13 protein-coding genes are annotated in these 13,338 nt (G+C 72.5%); 9 read left to right on the top strand and 4 right to left on the bottom strand.

Annotated features, from left to right (window positions below; translation table 11 throughout):
* Positions 1-104 precede the first annotated feature (104 nt).
* Complete coding sequence (locus AB0L33_RS19205) at positions 105-920, top strand: phosphatase PAP2 family protein (protein ID WP_365682864.1); 816 nt, start codon at positions 105-107, stop codon at positions 918-920.
* Positions 917-1,852, top strand: coding sequence for a hypothetical protein (locus AB0L33_RS19200; protein ID WP_365682861.1), 936 nt, complete (start codon positions 917-919; stop codon positions 1,850-1,852). The genes AB0L33_RS19205 and AB0L33_RS19200 overlap by 4 nt, the downstream gene beginning before the upstream one ends.
* Positions 1,853-1,862: 10 nt before the next feature.
* Here AB0L33_RS19200 and AB0L33_RS19195 read toward each other — a convergent pair whose 3' ends face one another.
* Positions 1,863-2,393, bottom strand: coding sequence for a PadR family transcriptional regulator (locus AB0L33_RS19195; RefSeq protein ID WP_365682859.1), 531 nt, complete (start codon positions 2,391-2,393; stop codon positions 1,863-1,865).
* Between the two features lie 47 nt (positions 2,394-2,440).
* Entirely contained in the window at positions 2,441-4,456 is a 2,016-nt protein-coding gene (locus AB0L33_RS19190) for an NADPH-dependent 2,4-dienoyl-CoA reductase (protein WP_365682857.1), read from the bottom strand.
* Between the two features lie 234 nt (positions 4,457-4,690).
* On the opposite strand from AB0L33_RS19190, the gene AB0L33_RS19185 reads away from it, so the two are divergent.
* Positions 4,691-5,215, top strand: coding sequence for a DoxX family membrane protein (locus AB0L33_RS19185; RefSeq protein ID WP_365682855.1), 525 nt, complete (start codon positions 4,691-4,693; stop codon positions 5,213-5,215).
* 12 nt (positions 5,216-5,227) lie between these two features.
* On the opposite strand, the gene AB0L33_RS19180 is transcribed toward AB0L33_RS19185, so the two are convergent.
* Together AB0L33_RS19180 and AB0L33_RS19175 are read right to left on the bottom strand one after the other, a co-directional pair.
* Positions 5,228-6,862 (bottom strand): FAD-dependent oxidoreductase, encoded by a 1,635-nt coding sequence (locus tag AB0L33_RS19180; protein WP_365682853.1) that lies wholly within the window; start codon positions 6,860-6,862, stop codon positions 5,228-5,230.
* 21 nt (positions 6,863-6,883) lie between these two features.
* The gene (locus AB0L33_RS19175) at positions 6,884-7,798 is read right to left on the bottom strand and encodes a diiron oxygenase (RefSeq protein WP_365682851.1); all 915 of its coding nucleotides are present in this window, start codon (positions 7,796-7,798) and stop codon (positions 6,884-6,886) included.
* A 263-nt stretch (positions 7,799-8,061) separates the two neighbouring features.
* Here AB0L33_RS19175 and AB0L33_RS19170 point away from each other — a divergent pair, with 263 nt between their 5' ends.
* The 6 genes from AB0L33_RS19170 (at position 8,062) to AB0L33_RS19145 (ending at position 13,335) form a co-directional block, all read left to right on the top strand.
* Positions 8,062-8,547, top strand: a complete 486-nt coding sequence (locus AB0L33_RS19170) for a DUF3592 domain-containing protein (protein ID WP_365682849.1) — start codon at positions 8,062-8,064, stop codon at positions 8,545-8,547.
* Positions 8,548-8,754: 207 nt separating this feature from the next.
* On the top strand, positions 8,755-10,317 hold the full coding sequence (locus AB0L33_RS19165; protein WP_365682847.1) for a pectate lyase: 1,563 nt from the start codon (positions 8,755-8,757) through the stop codon (positions 10,315-10,317).
* 251 nt (positions 10,318-10,568) lie between these two features.
* The gene (locus tag AB0L33_RS19160; RefSeq protein ID WP_365682845.1) at positions 10,569-10,883 is read left to right on the top strand and encodes a hypothetical protein; all 315 of its coding nucleotides are present in this window, start codon (positions 10,569-10,571) and stop codon (positions 10,881-10,883) included.
* Positions 10,880-11,146 (top strand): DUF4235 domain-containing protein, encoded by a 267-nt coding sequence (locus AB0L33_RS19155; RefSeq protein WP_365682843.1) that lies wholly within the window; start codon positions 10,880-10,882, stop codon positions 11,144-11,146. Before AB0L33_RS19160 ends, AB0L33_RS19155 begins: the two co-directional genes overlap by 4 nt.
* Positions 11,147-11,276: 130 nt before the next feature.
* Entirely contained in the window at positions 11,277-11,522 is a 246-nt protein-coding gene (locus tag AB0L33_RS19150; RefSeq protein ID WP_365682842.1) for a DUF6480 family protein, read from the top strand.
* Between the two features lie 154 nt (positions 11,523-11,676).
* The gene (locus AB0L33_RS19145) at positions 11,677-13,335 is read left to right on the top strand and encodes a catalase (RefSeq protein WP_365682841.1); all 1,659 of its coding nucleotides are present in this window, start codon (positions 11,677-11,679) and stop codon (positions 13,333-13,335) included.
* The last annotated feature ends 3 nt before the right edge of the window (positions 13,336-13,338 follow it).

The raw sequence follows: 13,338 nt of genomic DNA, 5'->3' as shown, positions 1-13,338 counted from the left end.
CCAGTGTACCGATACGCGTGTGTACCGATACGCCGCCGTATCGGTACACTGGCGTATCGATAAGGGCGGACGTCCGCCGAAGAGCAGCAGCAAAGGGGCACCGGGTGAAGTACACCGGCACCACGCCCGCCGATCGGAAGCCGGACACCTTCGCCCGCCCGCCCCTGGTCCGCGAGCTTCTTCTCGTCGTCGGGCTCTTCCTGATCTACAAGCTCGGCCGCCGGGCCGCGAACGGCCACGTGGACGAGGCGTTCCGCAACGCCGACCGTGTCTGGGACGTCGAGCGTGCCGTGCACCTGCCCGGCGAGGGCGCGGTCCAGGGTCTGCTGCTGCACGACGAGACGCTGATCCACCTGGCCAACACCTACTACGCGACCGTCCACTTCCCGGCCACGCTGCTCTTCCTGGTCTGGCTCTACTGGCGCAGCCCCCGCCACTACGTCTGGGCGCGCCGCGTCCTCGCCGCGCTCACCGGCGCCGCGCTCGCCCTGCACCTGCTCTTCCCGCTCGCCCCGCCGCGCCTGCTCGCCGCCACCCACCTCGTGGACACCGGTCGGGTGTACGGGCCCTCGGTGTACGGGGCCCAGCCGGCCACGGACTCCATGGCCAACCAGTTCGCGGCGATGCCCTCGCTGCACTTCGGCTGGGCCGTCATGGTCGGCGTCGGCCTGGTCGTGGCCACCCGCTCCCGGTGGCGCTGGCTGTGGCTGCTGCACCCGGCGATCACCCTCTTCGTCATCGTCGGGACCGCCAATCACTACTGGCTCGACTCGATCGTGGTGGCCGCGCTGCTCTCCGTCGCGCTCGCCGCGCTCCGCCTCCCGCGCGCCGAACCGGTCCGCCCGCCGCAGCCGTGGCCCTCCGTCGTACGGCAGCGCGAGCACGCCACCGTCTACGCCGCCTCCGGGGCGCACCGGTGAACGCCACCCTGGCCGCCGTCGCCCTCTCCCTCGTCTCCGCCGCCGCGTACGCCGCCGCGGCGGTCGCCCAGGCCCGGCTGGCCGGCCGCACCGCGCCCGGCACCGGCACCCTCCGGCTCCTCGGGCGCGGCGCCTGGTGGTGCGCGGTCGGCCTGAACGCGGGCGGCGCCCTGCTGCACGTGGCCGCCCTGAAGTACGGCCCGCTCACCCTGGTCCAGCCGCTGGGCGCGCTGACCCTGGTGGCGGCCGTCCCGCTGGGCGCCCGGGCGGCGGGCCGCCGGGTCACGGTCACCGAGTGGCGCGGCACGCTGCTCACCCTGCTCGGCCTCGGCGCCCTGCTCCTGACGGCGGGCGGCGCGGCCCCGCACGAGACCCTGACCATGACCGAGGCGCTGGCCGTGGCCGCCGGGACCATGGCGCTCGTCGCCGGGCTCAGCCGCCCCGGCGCCCGGCCCGGGCTGCGGCACGCGGCGGCCTCCGGCATCACGTCCGGCGTCGCGTCCGCGCTCACCCAGACCCTCACCGTTGCGGCCACCGACCACACGGGGCCGCTGCTCAGCGCCCGGCTGGTGGTCGTCGCCGTGCTGGTCTCCGCGTTCGCGATGGGCGGGCTGCTGCTCTCCCAGACCGCCTACCGGGGCGGGCTCGGGGCCCCGCTGGCCGTCGTCACCCTCGCCAACCCGGTCGCCGCCGCGGCGATCGGCCTGGCGCTGCTGGGGGAGCGGTTCCAGGGCGGACCGGCCGGTCTGATCCCGGCGCTGTTCGGCACGGTGGCGGCGGTCCGGGGCGTGATCCTGCTGACCCGCGCCCAGGCGCAGACGGCGCCCGCGGTGGCCGCCGCACCGCCGCCCGCCCCGTCGCGGGTGGTCATCAGCAGCCCCCGCGTCGCCCGCCGCGAGCAGCGCCGCCGGGTGGGCGCGGGGCGCCACTGAGGCACAGCCGCTACGCCGGGTAATCCGCGAGGGCCCGGGTGATCCACCCGATCCAGAAGTTCTCCAGGTCGATCCCGCCCCGCAGCACCAGATGCCGCAGCCGGTCCCCGGGGGTGTCGCGCTCCGGCGGGAAGTCCCGGACCTCGATCTCCTCGTACTCCGCCAGCTGGCGCCGGTGCAGTTCCAGATGGCGGCGCAGCTCCGCGTCGAGGCCGGGCGCACCGACGACGGCCGCCGCCCGCATCCGCAGCAGCAGCGGGTCGCGCACCTGCTTGGGGTCCTCCCGCCGGGCCACCCACGCGGACAGCGCCTCGCGGCCCGCCGGCAGCACCTCGTACTCCTTCTTCTGCCCCCGGGCCGGCTGCGCGGGTTCCAGTGCCCGGATGTGCCCGGCCTGCTCCAGCTTGCCCAGCTCGCGGTAGATCTGCTGGTGCGTCGCCGACCAGAAGTAGCCGATCGACCGGTCGAACCTGCGGGTCAGCTCAAGCCCCGACGAGGGTTTCTCCAGCAGGGCGGTGAGGATCGCGTGCGGCAGTGACATGGGGTGCAGCCTAGGGGGTGACGGCCGGGTCGCCCCGGCCGTCCGGTTCAGAGGGCGGCCGCCAGCTCCGTGCCCTGCCGGATCGCGCGCTTGGCGTCCAGCTCGGCCGCGACGTCGGCGCCTCCGATCAGGTGTGCCTCGCGGCCGGCGGCGCGCAGCTCCTCGTACAGGTCCCGGCGCGGCTCCTGCCCGGCGCACAGCACGATCGTGTCGACCGGCAGCACGTGCCGCTCCCCGTCCACGGTGATGTGCAGGCCCTCGTCGTCGATCCGGTCGTACGTGACGGCCGCCGTCATCGTGACCCCGCGGTGGCGGAGTTCGGTGCGGTGGATCCAGCCGGTCGTCTTGCCGAGGCCCGCGCCGACCTTGCTCGCCTTGCGCTGGAGCAGGTGGACGGTGCGCGTGGTCTTCGGGCGCTCCGGGGCCGCGAGGCCGCCGCGCTCGCGGTATTCGGTGTCGACGCCCCACTGCCGGAAGAACACCTCCGGGTCGAGGCTCGCCTCCTCGCCCCCGTCCGTCAGGAACTCCGCCACGTCGAAGCCGATCCCGCCCGCCCCGACGAGCGCGACCCGGTCGCCGACCGGAGCGCCGTGGCGCAGCACGTCCAGGTAGCTGACGACGCTCGGGTGGCCGATGCCCGGGATCGCGGGCGTACGGGGGGTGACCCCGGTGGCCAGCACGACCTCGTCGTAGCCGTCGAGGTCCCCGGCGCCGACCTGAGCGCCCAGCCGCAGGCCGACCTTCTCCTCCGCGAGCCGGGTGCGGAAGTAGCGCAGCGTCTCGTCGAACTCCTCCTTGCCGGGCACCCGGCGGGCCACGTTCAGCTGGCCGCCGATCTCGTCGGCCGCGTCGAACAGCGTCACCTCGTGGCCGCGTTCGGCGGCGGTGACCGCGCAGGCGAGTCCGGCGGGCCCGGCGCCGACGACGGCGACGCGCTTGCGGGTGCGGGTCGGTGACAGGACGAGTTCCGTCTCGTGGCAGGCGCGCGGATTGACCAGGCAGGAGGTGACCTTGCCGCTGAAGATGTGGTCCAGGCACGCCTGGTTGCAGCCGATGCAGGTGTTGATCGCGTCCGCGCGGCCCGCCGCCGCCTTCGCGACGAACTCCGGGTCGGCGAGGAACGGCCGGGCCATCGACACCATGTCCGCACGGCCGGACGCGAGGACCTGCTCGGCCACCTCGGGGGTGTTGATGCGGTTGCTCGTCACCAGCGGTACGGAGACCGCCCCGCGCACCTTCTCGGTGACCCAGGTGAACGCGGCCCGGGGCACCGAGGTCGCGATGGTGGGGATGCGGGCCTCGTGCCAGCCGATGCCCGTGTTGATGATCGTCGCGCCCGCCGCCTCGATCTCCCGGGCCAGCCGCACGACTTCGTCCAGGGACGAGCCGCCGGGCACCAGGTCCAGCATCGAGAGCCGGTAGATGATGATGAAGTCGTCGCCGACCCGCTCGCGGACCCGGCGCACGATCTCGACGGGGAAGCGGACGCGGTTCTCGTACGAGCCGCCCCAGCGGTCCTCGCGGTGATTGGTCGCCGCGGCGATGAACTCGTTGATCAGATAGCCCTCGGAGCCCATGATCTCGACGCCGTCGTACCCGGCGCTCCGGGCCAGCGCCGCCGCCGTCGCGAAGTCCTCGATCGTCTCCTCGACCTCGTCGTCGGTCAGGGCGTGCGGGGCGAACGCGCTGATCGGCGCCTGGAGCGCGCTCGGCGCCACCAGGTCCGGATGGTGCGCGTACCGGCCGAAATGCAGGATCTGCATGGCGATCCGGCCGCCCGCCTCGTGCACCGCCGAGGTCACCCGGCGGTGCTCCGCCGCCTCCGCCTCCGTGGTCATCTTGGCCCCGCCGGGGAAGGAACAGCCGCGCGCGTTGGGCGCGATGCCGCCGGTGACCATGAGGCCGACGCCGCCCCTGGCACGCTCGGCGTAGAAGGCCGCCATGCGCTCGAAGCCGTTCTCGACCTCCTCCAGGCCGACGTGCATCGACCCCATCAGGACCCTGTTCGGCAGGGTGGTGAACCCGAGGTCGAGCGGGCTCAGAAGGTGCGGATACGGGCTCATACGGCGGCTCCTCGCTGTGGCGTCGCCCCAGTTCTAAACCACCGCCGACCCGTTGTGCAACAAGTTGCATAATGGCGTTCGTCGCACTGTGTCACGGCTCACGCCCCGGTGTGAGTCGCCCGGATGGAGCAACACCACGGCCCTCGTGCTCCATGGGGCGCGGAGAGTGGTGACGTACGGAAACCAGGGGCCCGCGCCGTCCGGGCGGGGCCCGGAACCCCACCGGAGACCCCCATGGGCTGCGTCAACCGTCACGACCTCGGTCTGCTCGTCCTGCGCGCCGGCACCGGCGCGGTGCTCGCCGCGCACGGAGCCCAGAAACTCTTCGGCTGGTTCGGCGGCGGGGGAATCGAGGGGACCACCGCCGCGATGGAGGCGATGGGCTTCCATCCGCCCAAGCACAGCGCGCTCGCCGCCGGGCTCGGCGAAGCGGGCGGCGGCGCCCTGCTCGCCCTGGGCCTGGCCACCCCGGCCGCCGGTGCGGCGGCGGCCGGGGCGATGGCGGGCGCGGTGGCCGTCCACGCCCCCGCGGGCTTCTTCGCGCAGGGCGGCGGCTACGAATACCCGGCGTTCCTCGGCTTCACCGCCGCCGCGATCGGACTGACCGGCCCCGGCCGCTACTCCGTCGACCACGCGACGGGCCACGCGTTCAACCAGCCGTGGACGGTCGCCCTGGCCTTCGCGGGCAGCGCGGTGGCGGCCGCGGCGGTGGTCGGGCGGCGCGCCCGGGCCCGGGTGCCGGAGCCGGAGCAGTTCTGAGGGGGGTGCCCCTCAGCGGCGCCCCTTCGACGCGGCGACCAGTTCCGGGACCGTGCCGAACTTCACCCGGGGGCGGCCCCCGTCCCGGCCCCGGGCCCGTTCGGCGCGGTCGATCGCGGCCAGGCCGCGCGCGTCGATCACGTGGCGGCTGCGGCCCCGGACCAGGCGGCCGAACGCCTTGGCGGGGTGGGCGGGGGAGGGGAGCGCACCGGCGACCGCGTCCGCGAGCAGCGTGCCGACCGTCTCGGCGGCGCAGGTGCGGTTGGCACCGATGCCCCCGGAGGGCCCCCGCTTGATCCAGCCGACGACATACGTGCCGGTCCGGCCCGCCACCCGGCCGCCCTCGTGCGGCACCGTGCCGCTCGCCTCGTCGAAGGGCAGCCCCGGGACCGCCAGCCCCCGGTAGCCGATGGCCCGCAGGAACAGCCGCGCCGGTATCGCGGTCTCGCCCCCGTCCGCCGTGACCCGGACGCCCTCCACGTCCTCCCGGCCGGTGATCTCCAGGGGCGCCGAGTGGAAGCGGAGCACGATGCGCCGTCCCTCCGGCGGCGGGCCCGACCAGTCCACGCGCTCCCGGCGCACCCCGCGCAGCACGGCGGCCGGTCCACCCGGCGCCGCGCCCTCGATCGCCGGGCCGATGCGCGGATCGTGGTCGTCCACCACCAGCTCCACACCGGGAAGATGCTTCAGCGCGAGCAGCTCGGACGACGTACACGCGGCGTCCTCCGGGCCGCGCCGCCCGAGCAGCACGACCTCGCGCACCGCGGAGCCGCGCAGGGCGGCCAGCGCGTGGTCGGCGATGTCGGTGCCCGCGAGCCCGGCCGGGTCAGCGACGAGGACGCGCGCCACGTCGAGCGCCACGTTGCCGTTCCCGGCGACGACCACCCGCTCGGCCCGCGACAGGTCCACCGCGTCCGGCGCCACCTCCGGATGCGCGTTGTACCAGGAGACGAAGGAGGTCGCCGCGATGCTCGACGGCAGGTCCTCGCCCGGGACGGCGAGCCTGCGGTCGGCGCTCGCCCCGACCGCGTAGATCACCGCGTCGTGGTGCGCGGACAGCTCCTCGGCGGAGATGTGCGTCCCGACCTCGACCCCCAGGTGCATCCGCACCCTGGGGTGGGCGTGGAACCGTGCGAACGTCTCGCCGACCCCCTTCGTCCCCGGGTGGTCCGGCGCCACGCCGTACCGGACGAGCCCGCCGGCCACCGGCAGCCGGTCGATCAGGGTCACCTCGGCGTTGGTGTGCAGCAGCAGATCCTCCGCCGCGTACATGCCGGCGGGTCCGGTGCCGACGACCGCGACCCGGATCGGCGCGAAGTCCGCCGGGAGGCTCCGCTCGAAGGAAGGCGCGCCCCAGGCATGGAAGTTGGGCCCGGTGGCGGGCTCCGGCTCCCGGTCCGCGTAGTAGGCCGCGTTGATGGCGGCGTACTCCTCGCGGGCCCCGAAGAGGCGGTCCACCGGGAAGATCGCGTCCACCGGGCAGGCGTCGGCGCACGCGCCGCAGTCGATGCAGGTCTCCGGATCGACGTAGAGCATCTCCGTACGTCCGAAGTCCGGCTCCTCCGGCGTCGGGTGGATGCAGTTGACGGGACAGACCGCGACACAGGTGGCGTCGTTGCAGCAGGTCTGGGTGATGGCGTAGGTCATGGCTCGGGCTCTCGGCTCGGGTCAGATCAGGTGGGCGCGCTTGTAGAAGAACAGGGCAGGCTTCGTCAGCAGACGGGCCGAGGCCAGGAAATCCATGAGCCCCGAACAGCTCGACCGCATCAGGGACTTGTGGTGCTCGTTGGTCTTCGCCTCGGCCCGTGCCCGCGCGCCGTCCAGTCCGGCGTTCGCGTACACGTCCCGGTTCACCATGCTGGTGACGATGTAGTACGAGGCGATGGCGACGACGAGCGCGTTGAGGTGGCGGCGCACCGGGCCCGCGTCGCGCAGACGCCTGCGGGTCTCGTCGCGGGCGAACTTCATGTGGCGGGACTCCTCGACCACATGGATGTTGTTGATCGTGCGGACGAACGGCGTGACGCGCTCGTCCCGCATCCAGTCGCGCTGCATCACGTCGAGCACCTCCTCGGCCACGAGGATCGCCGCGTAAGCCGCCTCGCCGAAGGCAAGGGTCTTGAAGGCGCGGCCCAGTTCGAGCACCGGGCGGCGCGGCCGGTACGCCGGAGCGCCCAGCTTCGCCGCGCCCCGGGCGAACATGATCGAGTGCCGGCACTCGTCGGCGACCTCGGTCAGGGCCCACTGGAAGCGCGGGTCGGTCGGGTCCTTGGCGTACATGTCGCGCAGCACCATCTGCTGGAGGATCATCTCGAACCAGATGCCGGTGCTGGCGACGGAAGCGGCTTCCTGCCGGGTCAGCGCCTTGCGCTGAGCCTCCGTCAGTTCCGCCCAGTACGCGGTGGCGTAGAGCGTGCTCCACTCGGGGCTCGCCCCGTGGTGGTCCGTGTCCAGGGGGGTGTCCCAGTCCACTTCGGTGGCCGGGTCGTACGAGAGCTTCGCGGACGAATCGAGCAGGCGCCGGGCGACGTCCTGCTCGGCGGCCCGGTCCTGGTCCTCCGGCCGAACGGTGCTGCTTGCCATGCTGCGGCTCCTTGACTCGTGAGATCGGCCCCGGCGCCGTCCGGCCCTCGTCGGGTACGGCCCGATGAGATCGCCGGCCGTCGGACGCCGCCTTCGCTTGTTAGACGCAACGTCTAGCAAGCTGTTAGACGGAAGGTATAGCAAGAGCGGCGCACCCACTACCCCCGCGTAGGAAATACGCACGTTCTCTCCACGGTGCGCCGGTGCGCGCGGCGTCGCCGTCCGGCCGCAGGGCCTTGTCCGGGGATCGGAGCCGGGGGATCATGGCGGTCTGCCGCGGCCCGGTGGCGTCGGCCCCGGGCCGGCCGACCCGGGGGAGCGTCATGGTCATCGCCGTCGTCTACTTCGTCATCGCCACGGCCGCGGCCGTGAGCCTCGCGCGGAGCCTCGACCGGCAGATGGAGGGCCCCCGGCTGCGAGCCGCGTGGGCCGGGCGCACTGCCGAGGCGCGGTGCACGGGGGTCCGCGCGGAGGAGGCGCAGGACGCCGACGGCATGCCCGTCACCCAGACGCGCCCCACCCTGGAGTTCCGTACGGAGTCCGGCCGGACCGTCACCTTCGAGGAGCGCCGACGCCGACTGGACGTGGTCGAGGGTGACGTCGTGACCGTGTACTACGCCGAGGACGCGCCGGGTGACGCCACCGCGCAGGTCCCCTCCTTCGGGACCCGGCGTGCCAGGGAGCTCGTGGCCGGGGTGGGGTGCGCCTTCGCGCTGGTGACGGCCGCGGTCCTCGCCGACGTGCTCTGACCGGCGTCGTCCTGGCGCCGGCGCTGCCGGGGTGCGGAGCCCCGGCAGCGTAAAGACCGGTGGGTCCGGAACGTCCCCATCTTGACGTGCCCAATTCAAGAAAGCGCCATCTTTTCGCGTTCACATCCTTGTACGGGCAGTCTCGGCGTGCCTATCCTCGCCCATCAGAAAGCGCTTTCCATCTCTCTTCGACGAATGGGAACGAACATGAGGCGACCAGTCGCACTGCGACTTTCCGCGGCGCTGTCCACGATGGCCCTGGCGGCCGCGGCCGGAGCCGTCCTGACGATGCCCTCGGCATCCGCCGCCGTCGCGGGCGGCGCCACCGGCTTCGCGAGCCAGAACGGCGGCACCACGGGCGGCGCGGGCGGGCAGACCGTACGCGCCACCACCGGGACGCAGATCCACCAGGCCCTGTGCGGCCGGGCGAGCAGCAGCACGCCGATCACCATCGAGGTCGAGGGCACCATCAATCACGCCAACACCGCCAAGGTGTCCGGCGACAGCTGCAACACGGCGGACGGTGTGATCGAACTCAAGCAGATCAGCAACGTCACCCTCGTCGGCGTCGGCAGCGGCGCGGTCTTCGACCAACTGGGCATCCACATACGCCAGTCCAGCAACATCATCATCCAGAACGTGACCGTCAGGAACGTCAAGAAGTCCGGCTCGCCCACCTCCAACGGGGGTGACGCCATCGGCATGGAGAGCGACGTCCGCAACGTCTGGGTCGACCACGCGACGCTGGAGGCGTCCGGCGGCGAGGACGAGGGCTTCGACGGTCTCTTCGACATGAAGGACAACACCCAGTACGTGACGCTGTCGTACAGCACCCTGCGCAACTCCGGCCGGGGCGGCCTCATCGGCTCCAGCGAGACCCAGCTCGACAACGGCTACGTCACGTTCCACCACAACCTGTACGAGAACGTCGACTCCCGCACACCGCTGCTGCGTGGCGGCGTCGCCCACATCTACAACAACTACTACGTGAAGCTGAACAAGTCCGGGATCAACTCCCGGGCCGGCGCCCACGCCAAGGTGGACAACAATTACTTCAAGGACTCCAAGGACGTCCTGGGCACCTTCTACACCGACACCACCGGCTACTGGCAGGTCAGCGGCAACACCTTCGACAACGTCACCTGGTCCACGCCCGGCCCCGAGAACCACCCGGCCGGTCCGGACCCGCAGTCCAACACCACCGTCAGCATCCCCTACGCGTACACCCTCGACGCGTCCTCCTGCGTGCCCTCCATCGTGACCAGCACGGCGGGCGCCAACAAGGGGCTCAAGGTCTCGGACGGCGACTGCTCCACCACGACGCCCACCGACCCGACCGACCCGACCGACCCGACGGACCCCACCGACCCGACCGATCCCACGGACCCGACCACACCCCCCGCGGGCACCAACCTCAGCCTCGGCGCCGGGGCCGACGGCTCCAGCAAGGCGAGCGGCACCAGCTACGGCAACGTGCGCGACGGCGACCTGAACACCTACTGGTCCCCGGCCGGCTCGACCGGCTCCGTCTCCGTCAAGTGGGACTCCGCCACCACCGTCTCGGCCGTCACCATCCGCGAGGCCGCGGGCGCCCAGGGCGTGACCGGCTCCTGGCGGCTGCTGAACGCCGACACCGGCGCGGTCCTCAAGACCGGCAGCGGCGCGGGCACGATCACGATCCCGGCCACCTCCCTGCGCAAGATCACCTTCGAGATCACCTCGGCCAGTGGCACACCGAGGATCGCCGAGTTCGAGACGTACGCGGGCTGACGCGCCCTTCCGCACGACCGGGCCGGTCCGGGGAGCGCCACCCTCCCCGGACCGGCCCTTCACGCGTCACGGGCCGCCACTGCGCCGGACGGATGGGCGCGGCCCGCGATCCGGGCGAACGAGGAAGGCCGGCCGGCCTCGTATGAGCACGATGGAGCCGGGCAGGCGGTACGGCAAGGGCACCGCCCGAGCACACGGACGACAGCGCCGGGGCCGACGGCACGGCGCAGGCGCAGGAGAGGACGAACGCTGTGAGGCAGCAGACCGCGGAGAAGGCGGCCCTGGCCACCGGCCAGGTACGCGACAAGGCGGCACTGGTCGCCCAGAAGCTGAGGGAACGCACGCCCGACCCCGTCCTGGAGAAGACGGCACAGGCCGCCGCCCAGGTACGCGAGAGCGCGGCCAGGGCCGGACAGTACGCGGCGGACAAGGCACCCGACCCCCTGCGGGAGACCGCGGGCCAGGCCGCCACCGCGGCGCGCACCCACCGCGCCCCGCTGCTCGCCGCCGGGGCGCTGCTCGCGGTGGTCGTGCTGGTCCGCCGCGGCCGGGGCCACCGCCGGTGAACGCGGCCAAGATCGCGTACAAGCCGGTCGGGATGATCCTGGGCGCCGCGGGCGGCATGGTAGCCGGCATGGCGTTCAAGCAGGTGTGGAAGGTCATCGAGGGAGAGGGCGACGCCCCCGACGCCATGGACGAGGACCGCAGGTGGCGGGAGATCCTGCTCGCCGCGGCCGTCCAGGGCGCGATCTTCGCCGTGGTCAAGGCGGCGATAGAGCGTTCCGGCGCGGTGACCGCCCGCCGCCTCACGGGCAGCTGGCCGGGCTGAAGCGCAGCGGAGACGGAGGGGCCGGGGCAGGCTCACGGACACCGGCCCCCTCCGCCTGCCAGGACCTGTCGGCGGGCGCACGCGGGCCGTGCGCGGGCGAACCCGGCCGTCTTCGGGGAACGTGGATCACATGACTCCTTCGCAGACCCCGGACCCGGATCCGGAACGCCGCGAGACCACAGGACCGGCACCCGGCGGCGGAGTGCCGCCCGAAGAGACGCCCCCCGTCGAGGGCGGCCTGTCGGGAGCGGGGCCCCAGGACATCACGTACAACCCGCCGAAGGGCTGGGCCAAGGCCCCGATGGCGCTGATCATCGTCGTCACGCTGCTCATCGCGGCGTTCTTCCTGGTGTACGCGATCATCCTGCTGCTCTGAAGCGGGGAGACGGCGACCCGAACGGCCGAACCGGCCCGGCGCGGGTGGGCCGACTCCGCGCGCCCGCCCGGGCGGCCCGCCCTGCCGGGCGCGTAAACCTCGCATAGCTTGAGGAAAAGGCGCATACGTACACGTTCCGAAGGAGTCGACGCACGTGACGGACGTTTCGAGCAGGGGGCCCGCCGCCGGGGACGAGCGCGAGACGCTCACCAACCGGCAGGGCCATCCCGTGTACGACAACCAGAACCAGCGCACCGTCGGTGCCCGCGGCCCGGCCACGCTGGAGAACTACCAGTTCCTGGAGAAGATCAGCCACTTCGACCGCGAGCGGATTCCCGAGCGCGTGGTGCACGCCCGGGGCGTGACCGCGTACGGCTACTTCGAGGCGTACGGCACCCTCGGCGACGAGCCCGTCGCCCGGTTCACCCGTGCCAAGCTCTTCCAGGAGCGCGGCAAACGCACGGACGTCGCGGTGCGCTTCTCGACCGTCATCGGCGGCCGGGACTCCTCCGAGGCGGCGCGCGACCCGCGCGGTTTCGCGGTGAAGTTCTACACCGAGGACGGCAACTGGGACCTCGTCGGCAACAACCTGGGCGTCTTCTTCATCCGGGACGCGATCAAGTTCCCCGACGTCATCCACGCGCTCAAGCCGGACCCCGTCACGTTCGAGCAGCAGCCGAGGCGCATCTTCGACTTCATGTCGCAGACGCCCGAGTCGATGCACATGCTGGTCAACCTGTTCAGCCCGCGCGGCATCCCGGCGGACTACCGCCACATGCAGGGCTTCGGCGTCAACACGTACAAGTGGGTCAACGAGGCCGGCGAGTCCTTCCTCGTGAAGTACCACTGGATGCCCAAGGCGGGCGTGCGCAGCATGACCGAGGAGGACGCGGCGAACGTCCAGGCCGACAGCCTCGGTCACGCCACGAAGGACCTGTACGAGGCCGTGGGGCGCGGTGCCCACCCGGAGTGGGAGCTGCTCGTCCAGCTGATGGACGACCACGACCACCCGGAGCTGGACTTCGACCCGCTGGACGACACCAAGACCTGGCCCGAGCAGGACTTCCCGCCCAGGGCGGTGGGCCGGATGGTGCTCGACCGGATGCCGGACAACTACTTCGCGGAGAACGAGCAGATCTCCTTCGGCACCGGTGTGCTGGTGGACGGGCTCGACTTCTCCGACGACAAGATGCTGGTGGGCCGCACCTTCTCGTACAGCGACACCCAGCGCTACCGCGTCGGGCCCAACTACCTGCAACTCCCGGTCAACCAGGCCAAGAACGCCACCGTGCGCACCAACCAGCGCGACGGCCTGATGACCTACCACGTGGACGGCGGTGGCGGGAACCCGATCGTCAACTACGAGCCGTCCATCACGGGCGGCCTGCGCGAGGCGCACTACCCCACGCACGACGAGGTGGGCCCCGAGGTGCGCGGCCGGCTCACCCGCAAGCGCATTCCCCGGACCAACGACTATCTCCAGGCCGGGCAGCGCTACCTCCTGATGGAGCAGTGGGAGCGCGACGACCTCGTGCACAACCTCGTCAACCTGCTGTCGCAGTGCGACCGGCCGGTCCAGGAGCGGATGGTCTGGCACTTCCTGCTCGTGGAGAACGAACTCGGCCTCAAGATCGGCGAAGGGCTCCGCATCACCCCGGCGGACGTCAAGGGGCTGGAGCCGCTGCCCGGCCAGACCCTCACCGACGAGGACCGGCAGCGCCTCTCCCGCCTCGGCGACAACCCGCCGCGCGACGTCACGGGCCTGACCATGACCCACTGCGTTCCCGACGAACGCCACGTCGTCACCCGCTGACGT

The sequence above is a fragment of the Streptomyces sp. NPDC052299 genome, from assembly GCF_040679335.1.
Lineage (GTDB): Bacteria > Actinomycetota > Actinomycetes > Streptomycetales > Streptomycetaceae > Streptomyces.
This window is presented reverse-complemented; position numbering and strand designations above follow the sequence as displayed.